This window comes from Bacillus sp. ISL-4, assembly GCF_018613275.1.
GTDB lineage: Bacteria > Bacillota > Bacilli > Bacillales > DSM-1321 > Peribacillus > Peribacillus simplex_E.
Window position 1 is genome coordinate 119,353 of record NZ_JAGGQN010000009.1, and the last position, 26,547, is coordinate 145,899.

22 protein-coding genes and 2 pseudogenes are annotated in these 26,547 nt (G+C 42.1%); 2 read left to right on the forward strand and 22 right to left on the reverse strand.

The features are described 5' to 3' along the window. Positions 1 to 112: 112 nt before the first annotated feature. The 5 genes and pseudogenes from J7J00_RS28835 to speB form a co-directional block, all read right to left on the reverse strand. Entirely contained in the window at positions 113 to 205 is a 93-nt protein-coding gene (locus J7J00_RS28835; RefSeq protein WP_230157323.1) for a putative holin-like toxin, read from the reverse strand. Positions 206 to 375: 170 nt separating this feature from the next. After that, positions 376 to 1,365: a D-2-hydroxyacid dehydrogenase gene (locus J7J00_RS06205; RefSeq protein WP_214788827.1), complete on the reverse strand. Its 990-nt coding sequence runs from the start codon at positions 1,363 to 1,365 to the stop codon at positions 376 to 378. An 89-nt stretch (positions 1,366 to 1,454) separates the two neighbouring features. Continuing rightward, a pseudogene (locus tag J7J00_RS06210) lies at positions 1,455 to 2,228 on the reverse strand (class II aldolase/adducin family protein); the annotation flags it as partial. A gap of 30 nt (positions 2,229 to 2,258) precedes the next feature. Beyond that, positions 2,259 to 3,698 carry a sodium:solute symporter family protein gene (locus J7J00_RS06215; RefSeq protein ID WP_214788834.1) on the reverse strand — a complete coding sequence of 480 codons (1,440 nt, stop codon included), beginning with the start codon at positions 3,696 to 3,698 and terminating at the stop codon, positions 2,259 to 2,261. 100 nt (positions 3,699 to 3,798) lie between these two features. After that, a complete protein-coding gene (gene speB / locus J7J00_RS06220) occupies positions 3,799 to 4,797 on the reverse strand; it encodes an agmatinase (RefSeq protein WP_214788837.1) in 999 nt (332 codons plus the stop codon). A 316-nt stretch (positions 4,798 to 5,113) separates the two neighbouring features. Between speB and J7J00_RS06225 the strand changes: the two genes are divergently transcribed. After that, the gene (locus J7J00_RS06225) at positions 5,114 to 6,511 is read left to right on the forward strand and encodes a sigma-54 interaction domain-containing protein (protein ID WP_286201208.1); all 1,398 of its coding nucleotides are present in this window, start codon (positions 5,114 to 5,116) and stop codon (positions 6,509 to 6,511) included. Positions 6,512 to 6,984: 473 nt separating this feature from the next. Here J7J00_RS06225 and J7J00_RS06230 read toward each other — a convergent pair whose 3' ends face one another. The 16 genes and pseudogenes from J7J00_RS06230 to J7J00_RS06300 form a co-directional block, all read right to left on the reverse strand. Then, the gene (locus J7J00_RS06230; protein WP_214788936.1) at positions 6,985 to 7,998 is read right to left on the reverse strand and encodes a LacI family DNA-binding transcriptional regulator; all 1,014 of its coding nucleotides are present in this window, start codon (positions 7,996 to 7,998) and stop codon (positions 6,985 to 6,987) included. A 68-nt stretch (positions 7,999 to 8,066) separates the two neighbouring features. Beyond that, a pseudogene (locus J7J00_RS06235) lies at positions 8,067 to 9,020 on the reverse strand (sugar phosphate isomerase/epimerase family protein). A gap of 39 nt (positions 9,021 to 9,059) precedes the next feature. Further along, positions 9,060 to 10,253: an MFS transporter gene (locus J7J00_RS06240; RefSeq protein ID WP_214788841.1), complete on the reverse strand. Its 1,194-nt coding sequence runs from the start codon at positions 10,251 to 10,253 to the stop codon at positions 9,060 to 9,062. Between the two features lie 108 nt (positions 10,254 to 10,361). Further along, complete coding sequence (fba, locus tag J7J00_RS06245; protein WP_214788843.1) at positions 10,362 to 11,216, reverse strand: class II fructose-1,6-bisphosphate aldolase; 855 nt, start codon at positions 11,214 to 11,216, stop codon at positions 10,362 to 10,364. Between the two features lie 40 nt (positions 11,217 to 11,256). Beyond that, complete coding sequence (gene iolI, locus J7J00_RS06250; RefSeq protein WP_214788846.1) at positions 11,257 to 12,102, reverse strand: 2-keto-myo-inositol isomerase; 846 nt, start codon at positions 12,100 to 12,102, stop codon at positions 11,257 to 11,259. A 4-nt stretch (positions 12,103 to 12,106) separates the two neighbouring features. Continuing rightward, a complete protein-coding gene (locus J7J00_RS06255; RefSeq protein WP_214788849.1) occupies positions 12,107 to 12,985 on the reverse strand; it encodes a sugar phosphate isomerase/epimerase family protein in 879 nt (292 codons plus the stop codon). A 47-nt stretch (positions 12,986 to 13,032) separates the two neighbouring features. Next, a complete protein-coding gene (gene iolG, locus J7J00_RS06260; protein ID WP_214788852.1) occupies positions 13,033 to 14,064 on the reverse strand; it encodes a bifunctional inositol 2-dehydrogenase/D-chiro-inositol 1-dehydrogenase in 1,032 nt (343 codons plus the stop codon). A gap of 48 nt (positions 14,065 to 14,112) precedes the next feature. Next, positions 14,113 to 15,525, reverse strand: coding sequence for a sugar porter family MFS transporter (locus J7J00_RS06265; RefSeq protein ID WP_214788855.1), 1,413 nt, complete (start codon positions 15,523 to 15,525; stop codon positions 14,113 to 14,115). 22 nt (positions 15,526 to 15,547) lie between these two features. Beyond that, a complete protein-coding gene (gene iolE / locus J7J00_RS06270) occupies positions 15,548 to 16,435 on the reverse strand; it encodes a myo-inosose-2 dehydratase (protein WP_214788858.1) in 888 nt (295 codons plus the stop codon). A 17-nt stretch (positions 16,436 to 16,452) separates the two neighbouring features. After that, positions 16,453 to 18,363 (reverse strand): 3D-(3,5/4)-trihydroxycyclohexane-1,2-dione acylhydrolase (decyclizing), encoded by a 1,911-nt coding sequence (iolD, locus tag J7J00_RS06275; RefSeq protein ID WP_214788861.1) that lies wholly within the window; start codon positions 18,361 to 18,363, stop codon positions 16,453 to 16,455. Between the two features lie 32 nt (positions 18,364 to 18,395). Next, positions 18,396 to 19,373 carry a 5-dehydro-2-deoxygluconokinase gene (gene iolC / locus J7J00_RS06280; RefSeq protein ID WP_214788864.1) on the reverse strand — a complete coding sequence of 326 codons (978 nt, stop codon included), beginning with the start codon at positions 19,371 to 19,373 and terminating at the stop codon, positions 18,396 to 18,398. 22 nt (positions 19,374 to 19,395) lie between these two features. After that, positions 19,396 to 20,211 carry a 5-deoxy-glucuronate isomerase gene (gene iolB / locus J7J00_RS06285; RefSeq protein ID WP_214788867.1) on the reverse strand — a complete coding sequence of 272 codons (816 nt, stop codon included), beginning with the start codon at positions 20,209 to 20,211 and terminating at the stop codon, positions 19,396 to 19,398. Between the two features lie 74 nt (positions 20,212 to 20,285). Further along, positions 20,286 to 21,755, reverse strand: a complete 1,470-nt coding sequence (locus J7J00_RS06290; RefSeq protein ID WP_214788869.1) for a CoA-acylating methylmalonate-semialdehyde dehydrogenase — start codon at positions 21,753 to 21,755, stop codon at positions 20,286 to 20,288. 947 nt (positions 21,756 to 22,702) lie between these two features. Continuing rightward, complete coding sequence (locus tag J7J00_RS06295; protein ID WP_214788872.1) at positions 22,703 to 23,023, reverse strand: antibiotic biosynthesis monooxygenase family protein; 321 nt, start codon at positions 23,021 to 23,023, stop codon at positions 22,703 to 22,705. 172 nt (positions 23,024 to 23,195) lie between these two features. Continuing rightward, a complete protein-coding gene (locus J7J00_RS27920; protein ID WP_260398103.1) occupies positions 23,196 to 23,324 on the reverse strand; it encodes a hypothetical protein in 129 nt (42 codons plus the stop codon). 291 nt (positions 23,325 to 23,615) lie between these two features. Then, on the reverse strand, positions 23,616 to 23,795 hold the full coding sequence (locus J7J00_RS06300; protein WP_098370899.1) for an IDEAL domain-containing protein: 180 nt from the start codon (positions 23,793 to 23,795) through the stop codon (positions 23,616 to 23,618). Between the two features lie 451 nt (positions 23,796 to 24,246). Here J7J00_RS06300 and J7J00_RS06305 point away from each other — a divergent pair, with 451 nt between their 5' ends. Beyond that, positions 24,247 to 25,545 (forward strand): MFS transporter, encoded by a 1,299-nt coding sequence (locus J7J00_RS06305; protein WP_214788875.1) that lies wholly within the window; start codon positions 24,247 to 24,249, stop codon positions 25,543 to 25,545. An 88-nt stretch (positions 25,546 to 25,633) separates the two neighbouring features. On the opposite strand, the gene J7J00_RS06310 is transcribed toward J7J00_RS06305, so the two are convergent. Next, positions 25,634 to 26,329, reverse strand: coding sequence for a YjjG family noncanonical pyrimidine nucleotidase (locus tag J7J00_RS06310; RefSeq protein ID WP_214788878.1), 696 nt, complete (start codon positions 26,327 to 26,329; stop codon positions 25,634 to 25,636). Between the last annotated feature and the right edge of the window lie 218 nt (positions 26,330 to 26,547).

Below are 26,547 nucleotides of genomic sequence, written 5' to 3' on the forward strand. Positions count from 1 at the left end.
AACACCTCATAATGGTGTTCTTTGCAAGTTTAAAAAATCGAGGAATCAATACCTACAATCCACTAAAACGCTTACATTAATAATCAAAATAATCGGCCGGCCATCATTATCTTCAAGGATTCTTGTCTTGATTTTTGAAATCAAGAATAGCAATTACAAACATACCAAAGCTTAGCATTAGGGAAATAACTTCGAAAGTACCCATTCATACATCGCCTCCTTATATCCAGCTTTTCCTGATCAGAGATTGTCCTATACAAGAAAAAGATGAAGCAGTGGCTTTTAAACAAAAAAAGCAAACCCATTAGGGTCTGCACTCGTACTTCATTCTTATGATTGATCGTTGAAACCTTCTTTTCAAAAGACCGATTACTGTTAATAACCAAGTTTTTTTTCCACAACGTTCATTAGGGGTTTACTGTCAGAAAAAAGCTTTAAATTTTTCAAGAATAATTCCATCACACGATCTAGGTAATTGGAAGAGTTGTAAGCATTATGTGGGGAAACCATGACATTTTCCAGCTGCCAGAAAGGGTGATCCTTAGGTAAAGGTTCTACTTCAAACACATCTAGAGCCGCTCCTGCTATGTGCCCATTGCTCAAGGAATCGATTAAATCTTCATCCACAATCGTATTACCACGGCCGACATTAATTACATAGCTGCCTTTTTTCATTTTATTTAAGCGTTCTTTATTAAAAAAGTATGAGGTATCTTTTGTAAACGGGAGTGCCAAGACGACAAAATCGGACCTGGAAAGGACCTCATCCACTTGATCCATACCCATTATCAAATCAGTAGGTTCATATTCTTTGTTCCTCTTGGAGGGATTCCGGCGGCACCCAATAACGGTCATACCCAGTGCTTTACATCTCTTGGCTATCTCATAACCAATATCACCATACCCAATTATCCCCACTGTCGCATTTTCAAGATCTTTCACAGGAATTTCAACCCATGTTTTGTTTATTTGATTTCTGATCATTGTCGGTACGCCTCTTGCTAACGAAGATAGCATCGCGATTGTATGCTCGGCTATCGGGACAGATGTGCAGCCTTTGACATTGGTGATGATGACATCGCTGTTCTGTATATCTTCATTCAGCATGGCCTCCACCCCAGCACTGTCTGAATGGACCCATTTAATCCTTGGAGCTTTTTTTATAATGTTAAGATTATCATGAAGCCCAAGCGTATAAAGGACATCAAACTTTGATAAATCAACTGTTGGCTGTGGTTCAGGTTCGCCGAATTCCCATGGCTCGACAACAACTTCTGAACAAATCGCCTTAAACTCATTGATGTATTTTTCCGGTATATCGACCCTGATATAAAGTGAAGGTGCTATTTTCTTAGAACCAGACATTATAAAAACCTCCTCAAGAACCTCCGATTCCCTTTTCCACTTTTATGGGAAGGCAATCCGTTGCGATTATACCATGCCTTGCTTTATGATCACTTCAAGAAATCTGGTTGCTCTTTTCTGATTCTGTCCCAAAGAGGCTGAAAACTCAGCCATCCCTCATATTCCGTTCCCGTTTGTTCTGCCGTTAACTTTGCATACTCTTCTTCTATAAAAATCGGCTTACCTACAGATTCAGCCATTATCTGTGCTTGACATGAACGTTCCATCGTTATGAACCACCAAGCAGCTGAATCTACAGATTGGCCGACCGTTAACAATCCATGATTGCGGAGGATGACAGCTTTGTATTGACCTAAAGCCTTAGCAATGCGCTTTCCTTCTTCGGATGCATAAACCACGCCAGTAAAATCATCAAATAAGGCATGGTCATTGTAAAATTGGCAGGCATCTTGCGTAATCGGATCTAGCAGTCTTCCTAAGGAAGACCATGTCTTTCCATAGACCGAATGAGCATGTGCCGCAGCAATCGCTTCCGGTCGCGCTTTATGGATTTCAGAATGAATGGCAAAGGCAGCACCATTCACAGAATGTTCACCCTCTACAATATCACCTTTATGATTAACCAATATAAGATCCGAAACGGAAATTTGACTAAAATGCATCCCAAACGGATTGACCCAGAAATGGTCTGTATATTTAGGATCACGGACGGTAATATGGCCAGCTACCCCTTCATCGAAACCGAACTTTGAAAAAAGGCGGAATGAAGCTGCCAAACGTTCCTTCCGGTGAGTGCGTTCCTCTTCCATTGTTTTGAATGTTGCGGGTTGCAGGGAAATAGTCTTTGTCATTTTTACTTTCCTCCTCGATTTTTCCGTTTTTTTGCCGGACCATCAATTAACCATGGTGTCCATGTCAGCTTTACCCTTTACATCTTGCTTTACTTCACTTTCGTTCTTGTGATCATTATTGGAACTTAGGAAGGTAATCGTAGTGATGACGACAAAACTAGTAGCGAGCCCGTACAGAATTGGTTGAGTGGAGGAAGGTCCATTAACCACCAATCCCACAATAATAACGATCATGCTGGCCAGAATCGAGTAAAATGCTGCTGTGGCCGTGACCCTTTTCCAAAAGAAACCAAGGATGATTGGAAAGAACACAGCACCGGATAAAATTGCGTAAGCCACATCCAATGCAACTAAAATATCTTGAATCCATATCGAAACAATTATGGCCAATACACCAATCGCTAAAGTTGTAATTCGGGATGTTTTTAAAAATTGTCGTTCACTCATTTTTGGACCAATATATTTTTTAATGATGTCATTAACAACTAAAGTGGACGAAGCAAGCAAAGTTCCTGAAGCTGTGGACATTAGGGCAGATACCACACTTGCAATGACAACTCCCAATAGACCAGCAGGTAAAGTTACCAACGCTATGCTTGTAAATGCATTTTGTGGATCACCTAAATCGGGAAGGATAATAAAAGCGCACATTCCAATGATACTGATTGCTATCGCATAAAAAACACTATATAGTCCCGCTCCAACCGTTCCGCCACGAGAAACAGCTTTGGTTCGTGCGGTAAAAAGACGCTGCCAAATATCTTGGCCAACAACTACCCCTAGAGTGAATAGTAGGAAATATTGAAAAATTGTCTCTCCGCCAATGTTTCCTAGCTCGAAATGTGATGCAGGGAGATTTTCCTTAAGCGAGTCCCACCCTCCTGCCTTAGAGATGCTCATCGGAAGCATGATAAAGAAAATACCGATCGTCATGATGACGAATTGTACGACATCAGTCATGGTGACTGACCACATACCTCCTAATATCGTATAAAATAAAACGATCCCACCCCCGACTATCATGGAAAACGTTAAATTCCAGCCAGCCAAAACATGTAAAATCGTCCCCATCCCAATCACTTGCGTTACAGTCAGCATGAATGTATAGATAACAGAGACAAGGGCACTGATCAATCTTGTCTGAGAGTTGTAGCGCTTCTCAAGCATTTCACTGATCGTCAATACTTTTAAATTAAATATCTTATTTGTTAAAAACAACCCGATAGCGATAATGCCGAGCCCAATCATCACCACTAGCCAAATACCGGATATCCCAAACTGATAACCTAACTTTGCTGTTCCTAGAGTAGAAGCACCCCCTAATATCACAGCAGCTAAACAGGATAAATACATAAAATGACCAAGATTACGTCCTGCCACAATGAAATCATCTGCCGTTTTTGCCCGTTTGGATCCGATTACTCCCACAATGATTAAAACAGAAAAATATAGAATCATGATCGATATATCCAAAATATGCATTTACACATCTCCTTTTGGGCTTGTTATGTTCTATCGCTTAGTAAAGAGGGAAGGAAGGGATTACACCGATACCTTCCTTCTTTCCAGTAAAAATGAGGAATTACTTGTTAAGCTGGGTTTCCAAATCTCCGGCTCTCTCTTTTTTCTCTAGTTTCACTTTTTTTGCGAGAGCGATGAGTGTGATGAATTCATAGACAATATTAGCGGCTGCGGCAGCCGTGATTTGTCCGTGATCGTATGATGGTAAAACCTCAACAAGATCGAATCCAACAAAATCTATATTCGTCAATCCTCTCACTAAGGCTAAAGCATCATCAATGCTGGCTCCGGAAACTTCAGGGGTACCCGTTCCTGGAGCATAGACCGGATCTAAGAAATCAATGTCAAAGGATAAAAACACCGGACCATCCGCAACACGCTCATGAATGACCCTTAGCATCTTATCGACCCCGATACGTTTATAATCGTTTGTCGTATAAACGCCCAAACCTAAATCCCGGGCATCCTGAAGATCCTCCGGTCCATATAGACCTCCCCTCATACCAATTTGAAGAGATCGTGATACATCGATGAGACCCTCTTCTATTGCGCGGCGAAAAACGGTTCCGTGATTATACTTTTGATCAAAATAACTATCCCAAGTATCAGAGTGGGCATCGAATTGAAGCAGGGCAACTGGACCATGTTTTTTTACGATCGCACGTAACTCCCCTAGCGTAATGGAATGATCGCCCCCCAATGAAATGGGAATGATCCCTTTTTCAATGACGGGGGTAAGCTCTTCTTCGATCTTTTTATATGTTTCAGAAATATACCCCGGAATGATCGGAATATCTCCATAATCAATTCCTGATATATAGTCAAAAATATTAATATCTTGTTCTGGATTATAAGGACGTAAAAGGATTGAAAAATCGCGAATGGCTTCTGGTCCGAATCTCGCACCCGTTCTAAATGATTGCCCGGAATCAAAAGGAATTCCCGTAATGACAAAATCCATATGTTCATCTACCCGTTCAACAAATGGGAGCCGCATAAACGTACGCACTCCACAAAAACGGGGCGATTTGAATGAGTCTTTCGGTTGATACTTCATCATGTAACATCCTCCTAAATTCTAATTCTGCTATTATTTTTCACTCCACTGCAATGGCAGATGTCATACAAACTTCCATCTTTTCAAATAGAATGGATATATATAACACCTTGTTTGAAAATTCTCTTCTTACCTTTTACATAAGCAAGATTCAGGCCAACTATTTCGCTGCGGTATATAAGGCTTTTCATTATTTTGTTTCATCAAATGATTAAAAACTTAATCATTTTCTTGTTTTTTGATTTAATTTTTGATTATTTAGACTATTTGATTTATATTTTAATTAAACAGCATCCCAAAACCGAAAGGAGCGGAATGTATGTACGATGATATGCTGGAGGAAGAACTAAATAAGATTATTGAAACATCGAATAATAACATTCTCATTACCGATCAAGATGGAATCATTTTATATTCCAACCCGAAGCTTTGGGAGATTTATGGTATGGAAAGTGACTCTTATATCGGTACCTCCGTCTATCGATTAGAAAGCGAGGGCCTACTCACACCTTCCATCAATGCGATTGTTTTAAAAGAAAAGAAAGCGAAGCGCATAATGCAGGAAACGAAAACGGGTCATGTTGTCATGTCGACTGGCTATCCCATTTTTAATAAGGAAGGACTTCTCGTTAGGGTTATCAGCTATGGTCAGGATCAAACCGAGATCCTTCAATTGCAGGATCAATTTGAACAATTACAACGAAAAATAAAAGGCTATCAAACGGAAGTCGAGGATTTAAGAGAAAAGGAACTGGATTACCATTATTTGATTGCTAGAAGTAATGAAACGAAGCATATTTTAAAAACGATCCATAATGTTGCAAAAACCGATGCCACGATTCTCTTATTAGGACCTTCCGGGGTAGGGAAAAGCACTTTTGCCCGTGCTGTTCATGACCAAAGCAACCGAAAGAAAGAACCTTTTATCGAAGTGAATTGCAGTACGATACCTGATAGCTTGTTTGAATCGGAAATATTCGGCTATGAGCCGGGATCATTTACAGGGGCAAATAAACAAGGGAGGCAAGGCCTGATTGAGCAGGCTGACAGCGGAACTCTTTTCTTGGATGAAATCGGGGAACTCCCACTTGCCATGCAAGCTAAATTACTGAAAGTATTACAGGAAAAAAAGATAAAGCGCATCGGAGGAAAAAAAGAAAATCATATTAACTTCCGCCTGGTTGCAGCAACTAATCAAGACTTGAAGGAGATGGTAAGTCAAGGTAAGTTTAGATTGGACTTATTTTATCGTTTGAATGTGATTCCCATCCAAATTCCGGCATTACATGAGCGTAAAGAAGATATCCCTCTCTTAATTCAGCATTACTTACAGAAAACCAGTGATAAATACCAGAAATTCAAAAAAATCCATCCATCGACGTATGAAGTTTTGTCTCATTATCATTGGCCCGGAAATATACGGGAATTAGAAAACTTAATTGAACGGTTAATCCTGACCATCGAAGAATCAATTATATTTCCCGAACACCTTCCGCAATCCATCACAGGGGAACAGCCTGAAGACTCCACCTTCCTTGCAATCGAACAGGATTGTGAAGAGAATTTCGATTTAAAAAAGACACTGGAAAAGGTTGAAAGGCAACTGATTGCAAAAGCATGGAAAAAATGTAAAACCACATACGAGATGGCAGAACATTTGGGCATCAGCCAGCCAACAGTCATCTATAAATTAAAGAAATACAAAAAGTATTTGTAAATTCATCTGGACTAGAATCCACTAAAAGCCCTGAATTCATCCATCGAAAAAAAAATCCACATTCAAGATGAATGGGATAAATATCATTTACGTTTCCATATTATTAAGGTTAAAGCTTACATTAATTAAACCAATGATGTCAGTGAAGCTTCTGCAACACCTGTTAGCGACCATTCACAGGAACGGTAAACACAGTGTTGGCTCCATTCACTTAAATGACCCTGAATTTTGGTTACTTGTAAGCGGAAACCGGTTGCCCCCACTATTCCTGTTGGACCGGTTTCACCTGTTATTCCTATCGATCCTGTTGCTCCGGTTGTTCCCCTGCTTTATAGACTCAATAATTCATACTGTGAAAAATCCTCCTGGTATGTTTTCCCCACAAATGTGGTTTTTACATCTTAGTCGACATGCAAAAAGGCTCCCATAAAAGGAAGCCTTCAATTACTAACATAGCAATCTTGTCAAACATTTTATGCATTCAAGCTTTTTTCCAATTTGGAACCGCAAGATTCGCGGATGATCAACTCATCTTCCAGAACGAATTTTTTCTTTTCAATCGTTCCGCCTTTCATTAAGGTCAGCAATAGGTTCGTTGCCTTTTTCCCTATTTCGTACTTAGGCTGGTCAATGGTCGTTATATGAGGATTAAAAATCGATGCAATTTTCAAATTATCAAAACCTACGACAGCAATATCCTCGGGAACGCTCAAGCCATGATCCTGGATCGCCTTTACAGCTCCCAGCGCCATTTCATCATTAAAAACAAAAACTGCTTCAGGCTTGTTTTCCAGCGATAATAATTTCACCATCTGGTCATAACCCGAGTCAATGCCATAATCCCCTTCCTGGATGTATTCCGGATTGACCTCCAAGTGATGGCTATTCATTGCCTGCTGGAACCCCCCTAGGCGATCCCGGCTAAGAATGATGTTCATAGGCCCTGTTATATGGGCAATCCGTCTATGCCCAAGCTTGATTAAATGTTCCGTAACTTTTCTGGCACTGCTTACATTGTCGATCGAAACAGTTGGTATGTCCAGTCCGTCCACGTATTCACATGCCAGTACAATTGGAAATTGATTTGATAGTTTTTCCAGGCTTTCCCTGTTCATTCTAGCGGTAAGGAGTAACGCTCCATCTGCCTGCTTTTTGTATAGCAATTCGATATATTCCTTTTCCCGTTCAATGTCATTCTCCGTATCTCCCAATATAACCTGATAGCCATTTTCTACAGCTGTATGCTCAATGCCCCGAAGCACTTCGGAAAAAAAGGGCCTTGTTATATCCGGAACGACGACGAGAATGATCTTTGTCTCTTTCGTCCTGAACTGACTGGCAATCATGTGAGGCTTGTAATTCATCTCTTCAATCACCTGCAGCACCTTTTGTTTAGTATCCTCGCTGACTAAATCCGGCTGTCTGAGCACTCTTGAAACGGTTGCAGGAGATACGTTTGCCAATTTCGCCACATCGCTCATTTTCATACTATTATCTCCACCTGCCAATTTCTTTTTTTCATTTTCATTAAGTCCATTATAAAGTAATTTAGACTTCATGTTAAAACATCGAATTCTCTAGGCAACGTTTCTTTCAAAACATTCAAGGATTTTTTCACGCCCGTTATTGGTTCCATTGTCAAATCTTCCATTTCAAGAACGATGGGCCCTTCATAACCTATCATTTTAACGATAGTAAAAAACTCCTTCCACCAGCCACTGTCGAGTCCATAACCGAGTGCAACATAATTCCATGATCTATCTGAATATTGGTTCATCGGCTTCACATCAATCAATCCCTGGGCATCATATATCCCTCTTTCTAAGCGGACATCTTTTGCATGAATATGATAAACTGCGACTCCTAAATTCCTTTAAGCTGCGATGGGGTCACCGCCCATCCAAAATAAATGACTCGGATCAAAATTCATACCGACCGTATCACCGACTTCATCCCTCAATTTAAAGAGTGTCTCAGGATTGTAAACTAAATTGCAGCCTAGATTTTCGATGGCAACCTTTCTAACTCCATTTTTTTTTGCCGTTTTCACAGCTTTTTCCCAATAAGGGAACGCCACCTCATTCCACTGCCAATCAAGCATCTCAAAATGTGAGGGCAAAATGGGATGTGTCAGCCAATTGGGCGTCCTGTCACTTGGTCCGCCGCCAGGACACCCCGACATCATGACAACCGTTTCGACTCCTAAAAGCCCAGCTAGCTGAAAGGTCTTATTAACAACGGCTTTATGCATGGTTCCTTCATCTGATGGATTAAGCTGATTGCCAGAACAATTCAACGCTGCAATGCTAATCCCCCTTACATTTAATTCATTTGAAAATTGCTTTCGTTTTGCGGTGCTGCCAAGAAGTCCATCGAGATCGAGATGTGGAGCATCCGACCAATTGCCACATCCAAGCTCCAGTGTCTCTATTCCCTGATCCACACACGTATCCAGCATCTCTTCAAATGGCATGTAACCTAAAATGTCCGTAACTAAACCAACCTTCATAAGTTCTCCTCCTCTATTTTAGCATCCCTTTCACATCGCTTAGCTCAATTTCAAATTATGTTTTGTTGCTTTCCTTTCAAGGCGACTCCATACAATCATAAAGAACACAGCGGTTGCACCTAATGATCCAGCGAAATAAAATCCTGCTGAAATACCTAAATGTGAAATCAATACTCCTGCAATGAAAGGTCCTGCAAACATACCAATCGCGTAGATTGCTTGATATGCCCCCATGGCCGTTGCCCTTTTTTCAAGGGGAATCGACTCCACCGCCATTCCTAAAAACAAGGGAAAAAGAGTGCCTAATGAGAATCCATTCAATCCTTGGATCATAAAAAGCATCCCTTTTGTATCTATTAATGGCGTACATATTGTAAAAATGGCCGTTAGTCCGAATGCTAGTTTCAGTAACCTCCATTGTCCGAATAATGGTACGAATATTTTTCCGATAAGCATGGTGGCAATGGCATGAGGAATCATGAATGAAAAGATGACCATGCTGATCTCATCAGTTTGGAGACCAAGCTTTAAAGCAAATGTCGGGGTGAACCCGAACATTGTCGTGAAGATGATGCCATGTGCGAGAATGGATAGAAATGATACTTTTAAAAGCGCCGGTTCAAGCATGACTGATACGAGTTCTTTCAATTGAATAGGCTCTTTCGGAAAATCTTCGTTTGATTCGTAAATAAATAGTGAAAGGACGATACCAACGAGACCGATAATTCCTCCCATCCAAAAAGGTGCTTGCCATCCCCATTGATCGACAATGTACCCGCTGACCACCATTCCAAGCAGCTGTGCCAGAACCACAGCTAATGAGATACTGCCCATCGCTCGGTGAAGATCACGTTCTGAAAAATAGCTGGAAAATAAAATGGTGAAGGCTACCCAAGTTGCAGCGGCAATTCCAGCTAACGAGCGTGCCAAAAGGATCCAGCCTAAACTATTGGCCCATGCAAATGTCACGCAACTCAATGTACTCACGACCATTCCAAATATAATAAAAGGTTTCCTTACTTTTATGAGGTCGGAAAAAATTCCGAACGGAAGCCTGAAGAGAAATTGCATCAGCCCATAACTGCCTAATACCATGCCGATAAATGTATAATCCCCTCCAATCGTCTCAAGGTAAGGAGACAAAATGGGAATATAAATGAAATTTGAAAACCAAAAAATAAATGAGAGCACTAAAAATAAAAATCTATTTCGTGCGTTATGTAACAAAGTCATTGCAACACTTCCCCTAACCAGCGAACTATCTTTCAGCAATGGCACCTCATGCACAAAGTGAATGTACAAAAAGGTGCCCGCAGCGTAATCGGGAACACCTTTTCATTCTTAAGCCTTTCCACTTGTATTGAACTCTGCCATTTTTCTCTTCACGACGGTGATGATAGCTTCTTTCGCTGGTCTGATGATGGCGCGAGGCTCATATACTTTTCCTTCAACGGCCAATACTTCCCGAATCGTTTTTGCCCACACTTGTATGCTTTCGGTATTAACATTTATTTTGGCGTGTCCAAGTTCAATTGCTTTTTTAATTTGGTGCAGCGGAATACCTGAGCCTCCATGTAAGACGAGAGGTACATTCGTCATGTTCGAAATTGATTCCATTTCCTCAAAACCGAGTTTAGGTTCTCCTTGATACGGGCCATGAACGGAACCCAAAGCAGCCGCTAGTGCATCAATTTCCGTTTCTTTTACAATCCTCGTGCATTCATTAGGATCTGCATATTGAATACCGCCAACGAGGCCATCTTCCGTCCCACCGACTGTCCCCACTTCCGCCTCAACGGAAACGCCGCTCTTTTGGGCATAGTCGACAACCATTTTGGTGATTTCAATATTTACATCTATTGGATGACGGGATCCATCGATCATGACCGATGTAAAACCCGCATCGATCGCTTTCCTGCATCGTTCTACATCCATTCCATGATCAAGATGAAGGGCAACCGGAACCGTAATGTCCATTTCTTCCATAAGACTTTTTACCATGGCCGCAATCGTTTTAAATCCGCCAAGATAATCAACAAGCCTGTCCGATGCCGCAAGTATGATCGGCGCTCGTTCCTCATTGGCAGCTTGTAAAAACGACTGGGCGAATGCCAAACCATTAATATTATATTGACCCACAGCATACCTTTCTGCTTTTGCTTTTAAAAGCATCTCTCTCATTGATACTAAAGGCATTATTCCTTCACCCCCTTATTCCCGAGATTACATGATCACTTTATGAGTTCTGCAGTGCAAAATGTTTCGAAATAACTTGAATTGTCGTTTCTTTTGCTGTCTTAATGGCTTCTTCAGCATCGAGATCATAATATTCCGGACGGAACAATTCCACAGAGGCAACGTCAGAATAACCAATTCCCTTCAAAATGGATAATATGCTGTCTAAATCTATGGCACCGTGCCCAGGCCATACCCGGTCTTCATCCGTCAAAAAGCCGATCGGAAAATCCTCTGTATCATCAATGTGTAAAATGAAGATTTTCGCCCCATCCGCTTTCTTCAAGTCTTCCAAACTGGAACCCATGGCATGGAAGTGAAAACAGTCCAGCACCAACCCAACATTATCACGGTTGACCGTTTCAACGATATCGTATGCCTGACCGAATGTATTCACAGTACATTGCGGATGCCCGACAAACTCCACAGCAATTTTGACGCCAAACGGTTCAGCGATCTCGGAAAGCTCAGTCAATACTTCCACACAGCTGTTTTTAATATCTTCTTTCAATATTTTCGCTTCCGTTACAAGCGGAACCGCCACCACATATTTCACACCCAATTTCTCCGCCATGATCATCATGTTTTTAAATTCGCCTATTATCGCCTTATGGCCGTCTTCATCTCGGTTATTAAAGAATACGAGCGCGTTGAAGGCAAGCGGTTTAATATGATTTTCGTTAAAAAATTCGGCTAGGTCTTCAATAGAGTGCTCTTCCAAATACTCAGGCAATTTATCCATGGTACGGATTTCGATATAATCGTAACCATGTTTTTCACAGTGTTTGAGATCTTTGACCAAGTTGGAATTTTCAAGTGTTGTCGCTTGGTTGAAACAAAGTTTCATTCTGTCAGCCTCCAATTCTTTCTGCTAAACCCAATCCGTCTCTCATTTTTTCAAGCATAAGCTTACTTGACCAGTCCGCTTTGTCGATCCAAGCAAATACTGCATTTGTCGCGATGCCGTCAAAATTCATTTCTTTCAGTTTTTTGAAGATCGTATCAAAGTCAACTTCCGCTTCGCCGATGTTCAAATGCTGGTGGACGGTTGCCTCGACACCTGGAGGATTGACGATATAACGGAGTCCGTTGGATGCTTTATGATTGAATGTATCTGCAAACAAGACATGTTGCAGGCGATCCCCGGCAGAATCGAACATAGGGGCGATATCGCCTTTGCCATCATCATAGAAAAATGTATGGGCGGTTGAATACACAAGGTTGATCCACGGACGGTCAAGGGCACGGATCATATCCATCGCTCCCTCATGCGTTTCAATGAAATCGAATGGGTGTGCCTGCAAATTCAGTTTAACGCCTTCCCTTTCAAATACCGGGAGGAGCTCATCCATCGATTTAATGAATTTCTCTTCACAGATAACTTCATTGAATTTAGACCCGTTAAATTCACTATTCATCAAGTCAACATCCAATTCCACTGCAACTTCAATGGCACGTTTCCAATTTCGGACTGCGGCCTGGCGCCGTTCCTCATCAGGACCGGCCCAGTAGTAAAGCGGAAGCAAGGATGATATCTTCACACCTGCGTCGCTACACCAGCGTTTCAAATTCTTAATCTGTTCCTTATCCACTTTAGGATATTTATAGAATGGACAAAAATCTTCCCTCGGTGACAGTTCGATATATTCATAGCCTAGTTCCGCTGTTTTATCGACCATTTCTTTTAATGATAAATTGGCATACATCGTAGGATCCAAAGCTAGTTTCATTGGTCTTTCCCCCTATAAATTTTTTTCGTTTCCATGCATGGTTACGTTCACTGTACAGTGATTTTTCCCGTATAAAAAGCCGGCTTCTCTTCAAGGTCAACGGATTCTTTCTGTCCGGATGCTTGTGCTTTTACACAAGCATCAGCTGTTACGGCAGCAATGTATCCGTCCCATGAAGTCGGACCATTCGGCTGCCCTGTCTTTATAATGGAGTCTATGAAATCCTGTAATTCTATGTCATATGCATCCATAAAACGATCTTTCCAATCTACCAAGATATTCGTGCTCCGTTTTGCGCCTTTCCTTGTCACGATGCTCGCTGGTTCAGGAAGATACGCAACACCTTCCTCACCAATGACTTCACATTGGATATCATAGCCATATTTACAATTCACGAATACTTCAGCTTGAATGACAATCCCGCTCTTTGTTTCCATTATGATGAGTTGGGGATCTTTTAAGTTAGCATGCCCGCGGCTTGCTTTTTTCGGGTAAATGACTTGAACTGATTTGTAATCATCGCTGATTAACCAATGCAATACATCAATCTCATGAATCAATGTATCAACGACCGCCATTTCCGTCGTATATTTTTCATCCACTTCTGGGTTGCGATGTACACAGCGGACCATGAGCGGCTCGCCAATTTCATTTCTATCAATGGCTTCTTTCAGTTGTACGTAACCGCTATCATAACGTCGCATAAAGCCAACTTGCACCAAACGCTTTCCGTGTTTCATTTCCGCTTCGGCAATTCTCCTGCAGCCTTCCGCCGTTGTTGCCAGTGGCTTTTCACAGAATACATATTTGCCAGCTTCAATCGCATTCAATACGTTTTGCTCATGTGCAGGGCCCCAACTCGTAACAAGCACAGCATCGACATTTTCCGAGTTTACGAGTGATTGGTCATCCGGATATACAAGTGCCTCAAGTCCATATTGTTCCACGACCTGCTTTGCCGCCTCTTCATTCACATCGGTTACAGCCACAATTTTCCCTCCGGATAATTTGTCCGTAATTCTTTTAATATGCTCTCGGCCGATGGCACCCGTTCCTATTACACCAAAATTTAATGTCATGATCATATTCCTCCTTTTATGAATATCTGGTTTATTACTCTATAACTCTTAAATTATTTGTGTTATTTCCTTTGCAGGTTCTTTTCCATGATTGCGGAAGTTTTGTTCAAGCTGTTCAAGTGTAAGTCCTCTCGTTTCCGGTAAAAACTTTTTCACAAAGATGATAGCGATGATGCCTAAAGCGAAAAAGATATAGAATGTGGTAGACAATCCGACTTTATCTAATAAAACCGGGAATGTTAAGCCGATTAGAAAGTTCACGCCCCAAAGGAAAAATACGGTGACACCCATACCGAGCCCACGTACTTGAAGCGGGAAGATCTCTGAAAGCATCAACCAGGTAACCGGTGAAATGGCTCCCTGCTGAAAGGCAAGGAAAGTGACGGTCAAGGACAAAATGAGATAGGGAAGGGCAGCCGCCCCTTCAAGAAGGGAAGATAAGACGCCAATCAATAGCAATGTGGTCGTAGTCCCGATCAAACCGGTTAAGAGCATTGGACGGCGCCCGATTTTACCAAGCAGCCAAATGCCTAAAAACGTTGCCAAAACAGAAATGATACCGTTTGCAATATTCCCAATCAAAGCAGCTTTTGTCTCAAACCCTGCATCTTTTAAAATTTGGGTACCATAGTACATGATAGAATTTACGCCCGTTATTTGCTGAACGATGGCAATTCCGATTCCAAGAAAGACAATTCTCCGTATCCATGGGACGGTCAAATCTTTATATGTAGCTTTTTTAACATGGTTCTCCTCATCGAATGTCGCTTTGATTCCCTGAAATTCAGATTCTGCCTCATCCATTTTACGTATTCTTTTCAAAACCTTCAGAGCCTCTTCACTTTTGTTCTTGGACACAAGCCACCTTGGACTTTCAGGCAACCTGATCATGCCAAAGAAAAGAAGTATGGCTGGAAGTGATGCTATTGCCAGCATGTAACGCCAAACATGTGAACTGTCACCCATCGTTGTCCCTAGAATGGCATTGAAGATGAATGCAAGCAGCTGTCCGCTAACAATCATCAATTCATTTTGGGTGACGATCCGGCCGCGTCGTTCAGCAGGAGACATTTCCGCCAAATAAGTAGGAACGGTTACTGACGCCCCGCCTACCGCAAGTCCGAGTAGAAAACGGCAGACAATCATGACCGTAACATTCGGTGCAAACGTGCATCCAATGGTGGAAAGGAAAAAAAGTACCGAAAGAAAAAGAATGTTTTTTCGGCGGCCCGCATAATCCGAAAGCCTGCCTCCCAGAAACGCTCCAAGTGCCGCGCCTAAAAGAAGTGAACTGGCAACAAGTCCTTGCGTAAGTGAATTGAGGTTAAGTTGATCCGCTTCGGACATGAACGGCAAGGCACCGTTAATGACACCTGTATCATATCCGAACAAAAGACCGCCTAACGTCGAGATAATAATAATCTTGCGTAAGAATGCCATTTGATTTCCATCATTACTCAAATTAATCACTTCTTTCTAGTTTTTAATCTTGAACTAGGAGCAGCCTGTCATTTATATACTTGCGAGCGATTAATGCGTATTCCAACGGATGGGCAACGCAAGGATCTTGTTCCGCCTCTACTACAATCCAGCCTTTATAATGATTTTCCAGTAATGTTTGGTAAGCCTCCACAAAGTCAATGCAGCCGTCACCAGGCACCGTGAACATGCCGGCTAAAAAAGATTCTTGAAATGATTTCCCCTCTTTCCGGCACTGCTCCAGCACGTTATTCCTCACATCCTTGAAATGAACGTGCCCAATGCGGTCGATATGCTTTTGCAGAAGGGACATGCAATCGCCATCCGATACAAAAATATGTCCAGTATCATATAACAGATGCACTTTCTTTTCGGTATTTTCCATAAGGCGGTCAATTTCACTCAGTGTCTGGACCCCTGTCCCCATGTGGTGGTGATACACCAGTTTTAAGTTGTAAAGTCCAGCAATAGCCCCGAGCCGATTCAGGCCCGTACACAACATTCCCCATTCTTCTTCAGTAAAGTGGGGCTTTTCCTTAAATACATCGTACCTTCCGCCCTGGATACTGTAGGTCTGTTCGGAAACTACCGCTACATCTCCATCGACAGCCTGTAAATATTTGCAATGTTCATGGAAATCCCGTTCTGCTATTTCGATGCCATCACGGATGATGAAACTGCTGAACCACTGACCGGCTATTTTTAAGTTCCGAAGCTGCAGCTCTTTATTCAGGACCGCCGGTTCCGGAAAGAAACCTCCCACTTCGGTCCCCTGAAATCCTGCCACGACAATATCGCTTAAAAGGTGGGATAAGGTGTTTTCAGCTCCGATTTCCGGTATGTCATCATTACGCCAGCCAATTGGGGCAATCCCCCACGAAATCTCCTGCATTTTCCGACTTCCCCCTTTTAATATTGTTTGGCCATTTTTAATTTCTCTTGTCTCGCTTCATATGCCCTTTGTATACTTTCTCGTTCAGAGACCTCTGCCACGCCAACATTCCACCAGGAGTCATAACCATCCGTCATCGTTTTCGGCAGAACCTTCATTTCTATTAATGTAGATGCCGACTGTTTCTTTGCATCCTCCAATGCAGCTTTCAGCTCATCGACCGTATTGGCCCGATAAGTTTTGGCTCCGTACCCTTCCGCCACTTTTGCGTAATCAATATTCATGATTTGGTTATCATGTGTTCTGAACTCACAGCAATATGTTCCGCTGCCATTCTCCATTTGCAGATTGTTGATGCAGCCAAAGCCAGAATTATCAAACAATAAAATATTGATTTTATGATTATATTGGATGGCTGTGATCAATTCCGAATGCAGCATCAGAAAACTGCCGTCCCCTACCATTGCATAGACTTCCCGGTCTGGATGGGCAAGCTTAGCTCCTAAAGTTCCTGCAATTTCATACCCCATGCAGGAGAATCCATATTCAAGATGGTACGTGTTTGGCACGCTTGAATGCCAGAGGCGCTGCAAGTCACCCGGAAGTGATCCAGCTGAACCGACCACCACACTTTCCTGATCGACCGTATCGTTTATTGCGATCATCGCAGTGGATTGGGCCAATTCAGTTTTTAATGCATCCGAGTATTCATTCAAGACTTGCTGTGAAAACTGGCTTTTGATTTCAGGCATGAAATTTTCACGGCTGAAAGTGACTTGACTTAAACGGGTCCGTTCGGAAAGCCACTCCTCCTTCCAATCTCCAATCATCTCCCCATATTCGGTTTCATAGCCTACTAGTAACGCTTCAAGGTTCTCAAGCGCCACTTTTGCATCAGCGACGACCTGAAATCCATCTAATTTATAGGTTTGAAGGCGGCTGACGTTAATGTTCAAAAACCTTGTCCTTTCAAAATCAAATGCAGTTTTGGAAGACGTCGTAAAGTCCGTATAGCGGGTCCCGACACCAATTACGAGATCTGCCTGGCGGGCAGCCTTATTGGCAGCCATCGTACCGAGAATGCCGACTCCGCCCAAATTCTTAGGAAAAGATGATTCCACCGTCGATTTACCTGCCTGTGTTTCCACAAGTGGAATGTTATGCTTTTCTGCCAGCTTCATCAAAATATCCCGAGCTCCGGAATATCTTGCTCCGCCACCGACGATGATGATCGGCTTCTTACTTGCTCTAATTCTCTCGGCAGCTCCTTGCAGTTCCCGTTCTACCGGAATTTTCCGATCTAAATAATGGACGCGTTTTTCAAAAAAATGTTCATCGAAATCGAATGCTTCCCCTTCTACGTCCTGTGAGATGCATATCGTCGCTGGCCCGGCTTTCCCGGGATTGGTCATCACCTCGAAGGCCCGGATCAGACTGGACATGAGCTGCTCAGGGCGAGTGACGCGATCCCAATATCTTGATACTGCCAGAAAAGCGTCATTAGTTGTGATGGCCGTACTATGCTCATGCTCAAGTTGCTGAAGAACCGGATCCGGCTGACGTGTCGCAAATGTATCAGCAGGAAGTAAGAGGACAGGGATATTGTTGGCAAGTGCCGTCCCCGCCGCAGCTATCAAGTTTGCCGAGCCTGGCCCGGCAGATGTAGTGACGGCATAAATTTTCCTTCGTAGCATTTCCCGGCTGTAGGCGATTGCTGCGTGTGCCATCCCTTGCTCATTCTTTCCTTGAATCACTTTCAAGTGGCCAGCGTCCTGTTCGAGTGCCTGACCAATTCCAACGACATTCCCATGGCCGAATACATTAAATATCCCTTCTACAAACGGAGACTCTTCACCATCAACATGAATGTACTGCTGATTTAAAAACTTGATCAAAGCCTGGGCTGTAGTCAACCTCACTGTTCCCATCTTCTGTTCACCCCTCTATGTAGATAAATTCCTTACACGCGTTCAGCAATTAAATCCTCGATTTCTTCTGCAGCAGGCATCGCCTCAGATGAACTGTGCTTGCTTACAACTATGGAAGCGGAAGCACTGCCAAACTTCAAAGCGCTTTCAATCCCTTTGCCGCGCACTAACGCATATAAGAAAGCGGAAGCATATGAATCCCCTGCGCCGAATGTTTTCAATACTTTCGTTTTATAGGACTTCGCTTTATATACTTCTCCTGATTTGGCATAGGCATATGAACCCTCGACGCCGTGTTTGATGACGACCAGGTCTGCGGAATGTTCAAACAAGTAACGGACGGTCCTTTCATTCGTACCTTTTTCGGTATTTTCCATTACATCATATTCATCACGAGTGCCAATCAAAATGTCTGATTGCTCTGCGACTAACGAATAGTAAACGGAGGTTTCTTCAATGGAATTCCATGTGTAGGGACGGTAATCCAATTCAAATATGACTTTTACATCATTTCTTTTCGCAAGGCTGACGGCTTTTAAAACCGCCTCACGTGATGGACTTTTTGCTAAAGCCGTTCCTGAAACCAATAGAATCTTTGATTTTTTGATATATTCTTCATGCACTTCCGAAGGTGCTAAATGAAGGTCAGCTACATCATCCCGATACATCAGGATACTGCATTCTTCAGGACTTTTAATTTCCGTGAAGGCCAGTCCCGTTTTATGCCCTTCTTGATCGATTGCCATATTCGATGTATCAACACCTGCCTCACGCATATAACTCTCGATGAAACGGCCGTGCTGATCATCTGCAAGCTTACCGATGAATCCGACTTTCAAGCCTAATTTTGCACTTCCGATGGCAACATTGGCAGGTGAACCGCCCACGTATTTTGTGAATGTCATGGTCTCTTCCATCGGACGGTTATATTCATTGGCATTCAAGTCGATGCAGGCACGGCCAATGGCAATCAAGTCAAATTCCTTATCGATATTAAATGTATAGTTCATCCGGTTAACAGCTCCTTTTCCTTTAACGATTCAGGATCCACTCGTGATCGGGATCATTGAAAAATTTCCATGTCCTTGTCGGACCGGCCATAACATTCAAATAATAGGATTCATAACCGTCAGGCACGCCTACCGGATGATAACCGGCCGGTACAAGTACGACATCGCCGTTTTCAACCGACATGGTCTCATCAATCGAACGGTCATCTGTATATACTCGCTGAAAAACGAATCCTTGAGGCGGGTTCATTTCATGATAATAGGACTCTTCCAATAACGACTCATTTGGTAAGTTATCCTGATCATGTTTATGCGGAGGATAGCTCGACCAGTTTCCGCTTTCTGTATATACTTCAACCACCAGAAGGCTATTCGCATACGGAGCTGAATCCGGTAATATATTATGCACCATCCGCTTATTGCTCAAAATGCCCCTATGTTCCACGTCAACATCCCCCGCTTTAATCCATTTAGTCGGAAGTTGCTTATCAGAAGGCGAATAACAAAGCGCCACTCTGGCCTTGGTTATCGCTTCCAATTTAAAGCCTCTATCATTTGACACGTAAATGCTATCAGTCGGCACTTTATCAAATACACTATCGCGTGTGCCTAAATCATGGTATACATTTTCGCCTACAGCCACATTGATTTTTCCCGTAAGAGCGACAATGCAGCATTCCGTTTTATTCAGCAATTCAGAATATTCAGCACAAGGAGCCAACTCCACTATTTTGAATTCAACAAATTCTAAAGGAGAATTTCCTTTCGTTACTGCTTGAACGACTGTAACACCTTCAGCTACCTCTTTTTTTACCGGTTTTTGAAGCAGTTTACTCATATGTACCTCCTTGGTTTTCAAAAAATCCGGCCCGTATCCAAACGGGCCATCTTGCAAAGTCTTTTTCGTTTCACTTATTTGACGTAGCGTGCAGTCACCATTTTTTTACGTGTATAGAACTCCACACCGTCGGTTCCATTTGCATGAAGATCACCATAGAATGAATCTTTATATCCAGAGAATGGGAAGAATGCCATAGGTGCTGGAACACCCACGTTAATGCCCAACATCCCGGCATGTATCGTTTCACGGAATTGGCGTACATCAGCAGCACTGTCCGTATAAAGGCAAGCCCCGTTAGCCAGTGCTGAAGCATTTGCAATCTCAACGGCTTCCGTTAAATCTTTGGCACGGACAACGGAGAGCACTGGTGCAAAAATTTCATCTTGCCAGATTTTCATTTCCTGTGTCACATGATCAAAAATCGTAGCCCCTAGGTAATATCCATTGCCGCTTGCTGCCTCATCTTTACGGCCATCACGTACAAGTGTCGCACCTTGAGCTATACCTGATTCGATGTAATCGATGGTCCTCTTTTTAGCTCCTTCCCGGATCACCGGACCAAGAAAAACACCGTCATCCAGACCATTACCGATCGTAATGGCATCTGCTGCCTGTTTCAATTTTCCAACTAGCTCGTCCGCTACACTTTCTTCTACGACAACAACCGCAGCGGCCATGCAACGTTCACCGGCAGACCCAAAAGCCGCACTTGTTATTTCCTTGGCTGTCATATCAAGATTTGCATCTTTCAAGACAATCGAGTGATTCTTCGCTCCCGCAAGAGCCTGGACGCGCTTCAAGTTAGCCGTGCCTGTTTTATACACATATTCTGCAACTGGCTGTGAACCGACGAAAGAAATAGCTTTCACATCTTTATGCTCCAGAAGCCCATTAACCACATCATGTGCTCCATTAACAATGTTCAGTACTCCTTTAGGAAGACCTGCTTCCTCAAACAGTTCAACAATGCGTGCTGCAAGCAATGGAGTACGTTCAGATGGCTTTAACACGAATGTATTGCCACATGCGATCGCAAGCGGGAACATCCAGCAAGGGACCATCATCGGAAAGTTAAATGGGGTGATGCCGCCGATTACACCGATTGGGTAACGGTACATACCCGATTCAATATTTGTCGCGATATCCGGAAGCTGCTTGCCCATCATCAGCGTAGGTGCACCCGCCGCAAACTCGACACACTCGATGCCCCGCTGTACTTCACCAATAGATTCCGATAGGCTTTTACCATTTTCGATAGTGACCAGTTTAGCAAGTTCTTCCCAATTTTCTACAAGGAGCTGCTGATATTTGAACAATATTCGAGCCCGTTTCGGGACAGCGACCTGCGACCACTTTTTAAAAGCCTCATCCGCCACTTGAACCGCACGATCCACATCTTCCCTAGTTGAAAGTGGCACCTCGGCAATCGCCTCACCAGTTGCAGGGTTGAACACAATTTCCGTTTCCTGTGAAGTGGACTCAATCCACTTACCATTTATATAGTTTTTTAATTTTTTCACCTCATGTGTTACTGAAGACATGTTTTTTCCTCCTAAAAAATAAAGTGTTTTGTTGATCATCAAGCGTCGTCAAATGAAATCGATTTCATTTGACTATAAAAAAAATCCATCCATGTTTCTTTCTAGGATCAATCAATTGGATTTCTAGCTCAATCCAAATATCAAAGCCTGTTAATCTGGTAATGAAATCGATTTCATTCCTTTAAAGAGTTCACCCTGAAGAAAAATGTGAACACCTATCCCGGCGCAATACTATCTAATCATCCTTAAACTTGAAATAGTTCATGCCTATTCCAGTTCTGATTAAAGCTTGTCCATAATCGCGACCCTGGATGAAATCGATTTCATTTACTTTATAAGGAAATACTACAATGAAATTTTTTCCCTGTAAACACTTTTTTTGGATTTTTTATAATATTCTCTCTTCTCCGCACTTCAACACATTGATGGATATGGAAATGGGCTTGAATATTTAGTTAAAAGCATTTCCATTGAATTTGCTTCTTCGTCGTAATCGAAATCCCAGCTGGGACCGGTCTTGGTTTCAGATAAACTAACCACTACTTTAAACACATCTTAATGGTATTTTTAAATATTAATATTTCTAAACTTAATTGATTTTATCTTAGGAATCCTAGCCTTCCTCAGAACTAACCCCCTTATTAGTTCATAAATATTAACATACTAAACGACCTTCCTGCTCTCCCACTCTTCACTTTCCCATCAAAGACACCATTCTAAAAAAATATTTTACTATATCAATAGAATAGGAATAACATAAACCTATGTTGAGATGATTCAATCAACAAAAAAAGGCACCCAATGGGAGCCTGAATTTTAGTGAAGGTAAGCTATTGTATGTGAACGGCCACCATTCCGTATCCCTATGCGACGCGAAAGTTGAGAAATGGGATATTCCACCCAGTATGTTAACTTTAATGTACGGAATCTAAAAAAAGGCTAGTCCGTTATTTCACTGCCTTTTTAATAGCCTTCACTTCATATAATGATCCTTCCGAACTGACGATATATTCAGGCTTTGGTTTCCCAAGGTTTGCTTTATGGCCTGCGATATGTGCTTCACTCTTTTCCCACTGCTTCCAATGCGCCTCCGACTCCCAATTGATCATAATGATGACCTCTTCATCGCCGCGTCGCACTTTTTTCACCATCGCACTTAAATCGATGAACCCCTCCTGCTTTTCAATGATCCCTTCCCCACTGAACCGTTTTACTACTTGTTCTGCATTTCCTTCTTTTACAACCATTTTTCTCATCTGAACGAACAATAAGAACAACTCCAATCGATATGCTATATAATGAATCATTTTAGTCGATAACGATTCTCATTGTCAATTATTGTGTCTTTGACTTGGGGCCTCGGAACTCTATATCCCAAAAACAAAATAAAAATGAATCAGAAAGTCATGCAGATCTTCCTGACCCATTTTTTATTGTCATTCACCTTTTATCTTTAAGACTTTTGGGAACATAGTCATTCAGTTTGTTAAATAAAGAAGTAATGTAGGAGCTCAGTTCAAATCGATCGTCCTGAACAAATTCAATTAACGACACTCCATCCTTTTTCATATCTTTTTCCCCCTTTTAGTCATTATCCCGGTGCATGAACATTTCAGCCACTAATAACTGTGTATCCAGCCATTAGTCCACTTACATCTACTCTCCATCGTTTTCTTTATTTGATTATACAAGAAAGCGCTTACAATGTAAAATATTATAATACTATAGATTGCGATTTAATTAGAATGTTCCAGTTATATAAAGCTTCATCTTCATCATATTTAAATTATCAAGCTGTGCTGGCTTTTAGGTTCACTTTCAATATCATTACTACTTGTCTTGTTCACAGTGTATGAAATTTCATGAAATGCCCTTCAATATTTCAGTTAATCGAAGGAACTCTTCCTTATCTCGATTTCTTAATGAGTCATCGATTTCTTTTTCGATTTGTGCTCTCCGGTAATCACTAAGGGCCTTTTTTAAAACCATTTCAGCCATCTCTTCAGGTTCAAGCGATGTTCCTGGCAATTGCTTCTCCATACGAAACCAACTCCTTAACCTTTTTTCTATTATACTAAATAACTTAGAGATTATTATTATTTCTTGAAATCTTATCCTTTCCTCTTTTTCATTTCCTTATCCACATGATTTCCACTTTGCCACTCATCTATACATAAAAAATTCTAAATGTTTTGAGTTTAATTCTCCTCCTTAGTTAAAACTTTTTCATTTTATCCCGGAAGATCAAATCGTTATTTCCATTACTTTAGAATGAATTATATTCCAATACAGGTGATGAGAGCTAAGTTATCCGCTTCATTTTTTTCAGAAAAATCAGAAATATATTGACCGATATGGATAAGCACTCTAAAATAATCTAAATAATCCAGTTTTTTACTTATATTCTTTAACCATCATTTTTGTTCATTTCTGCTTTATCTTTTGCTGTGAACAATTTTGATAAAATACTACGCATTAAAGGAGCATTTCCATGAAAAAAAGTCGCGTTCTTTTCGCTAGTTTAGCTGGTTCCGTTATTGAGTGGTATGATTTCTATTTATACGGGACAGCAACAGGCCTAGTTTTTACAACTCTATTCTTTCCCAATCATGATCCTGCGATTTCACTTCTTCTCGCCTTTGTCACTTTCGGGGCTGGTTACGCTGCCCGTCCAATCGGAAGTATCCTATTCGGCCATATGGGTGATCGCATCGGACGGAAGGCAGCACTCATGTTCACCCTTATTGGTATGGGAGGGAGTTCAATGCTTATCGGTGTTCTGCCCACATATGCCCAGGTTGGGTTGGCCGCTCCCGCCATCTTGGTGGTGCTGAGGTTGATTCAAGGAATTTCCTTGGGGGGCGAATGGGGCGGAGCCATCCTATTGGCAACGGAATCTGCTCCAAAGGGTGTCCGTGGGTTATATGGATCCATTCCCCAACTAGGGGTCCCCATCGGTTTGGTTGCTGGTTCATTCAGCCTAACCCTTATCAGTTCATTAACAACCGATGCCCAATTTTTAGCTTGGGGTTGGCGGATTCCATTCCTTTTAAGCGGTGTACTGATCGCATTGGCAATCTGGGTTAGGAGTGGCATTGAAGAAACGACGGAGTTCCAGCAGCAGAAAGATAGCGGTGATCTTGCGAAGGTTCCCATTATTGAAACGTTGAAACACGATTGGAGAAGTGTACTGCAAGTGATCGGACTAAAAATTGGGGACGGGTTCTTCAATGTATTCATCATGTCCTATGTTCTCGTCTTTACTACACTGTATTTTGGTTATTCCAAAGATTCAGCCCTTACCGGTTTAACGATTGGCTGCGCTACAATGCTAATTACCATTCCTGTCATTGGTTACATTTCAGATTTCATCAATCGAAAAGTCATCTATTTTGGGGGCCTGATTCTCCTTTTCGTCTTGGCCATCCCATATTTCACAATGATTGGGCGTGGGGTCGGCTGGTTCTACATTATGCAGGCAGTTGTACTCGGCGTCATCTGGGGAGCCATTTTTTCTACACAAGGGACATTATTCTCAGAGCTCTTTCCAGCCAAGGTCCGTTATACTGGATTATCTGTCGGTTATCAGGTCGCGGCAGCCATTGCAGGTTTCGGTCCGCTCATCTGGACTGCCATGGCTGAATCATATGGCCCATCCCCTTTGGTATTTGGCGGATTCATGATGGCAGGTCTCGCAATTTCCCTGGCGCTTTGTATATTATCACCGCATTTCAGCAGAAGGATGGAAAAGGATCAAACACTCAAACAACATGAGCTGGATTTGAACTGATTATAAAATCTCTGGCATAAGTAATAACAGAGGCTGCACGTCTTATCACGGACGAGCGGCCTCTGTTATTTTGAATGCATATACCTCACTATACTTCCTTGCTTCCTACAATCTCCAAAAGATCAGAGAGCGTCTGGATTTCATATGTAGGCTTGATTCCCAGATTATTATCCTTTTGGTGGGGATTGTACCAGCATGTATCCATTCCATAATTCAAACCGCCCTGTATATCTGATGTCAAGGAGTCACCCACCATCAACGCTTTCGATATATCCGTGATCTTTAACTTGGAAAATGCATAATCAAAAATCCCTCTATCAGGCTTCTGAAACCCAGCCTCTTGAGAAATTATCAAAATCTCAAAGGTATTGCAAAGGGGTGATCCCCCGATTCTTGCTGTCTGCACTGTCGTGAAGCCATTTGTTATAATAGCCAGCCGGCATCCTCCAAGCTTCTCGCAAACCTCTAAAGCACCGGGCAGAAGATGTATTTCCTTTCCCAAATGTCCAAGGTACGCACCGCTGAACGCATCTGCATCGATATCAAGCCCATGCTTCAGGAACAATCGCTTGAACCTTTCCACTCCCAGATTTGTTAAATCAATAAGCCCCTGTTCCAAATCCCTCCATAATACCTGACTGATTTCTTGATAGCATCCCGCATAATCCTCCGCCCCTGTGGGCAAACCGAACTCCAAGAATACTTCATGCAGTGCTTTTTTTTCCGATATCCCAAAGTCTAGCAATGTATCATCAACATCAAATAAGATAATCTCGTATTTCATCGTTGCCTCCATAATCATTTTAGTCCAACTTAACACATTTCCTTTAATTACGTATTATTAATGTAAATTAACGGAAAATATATACTGCAAGCTTGGAAAACTACAAAAAGGATAGCTTCAAAGGCTATCCTTTTTTGTATGGTTCTTTATAGAAGATGCACTCAGTTCTTTATAGATAGTTATAGAAGATAATGCGAATAGGATGGTTTCTAATATAC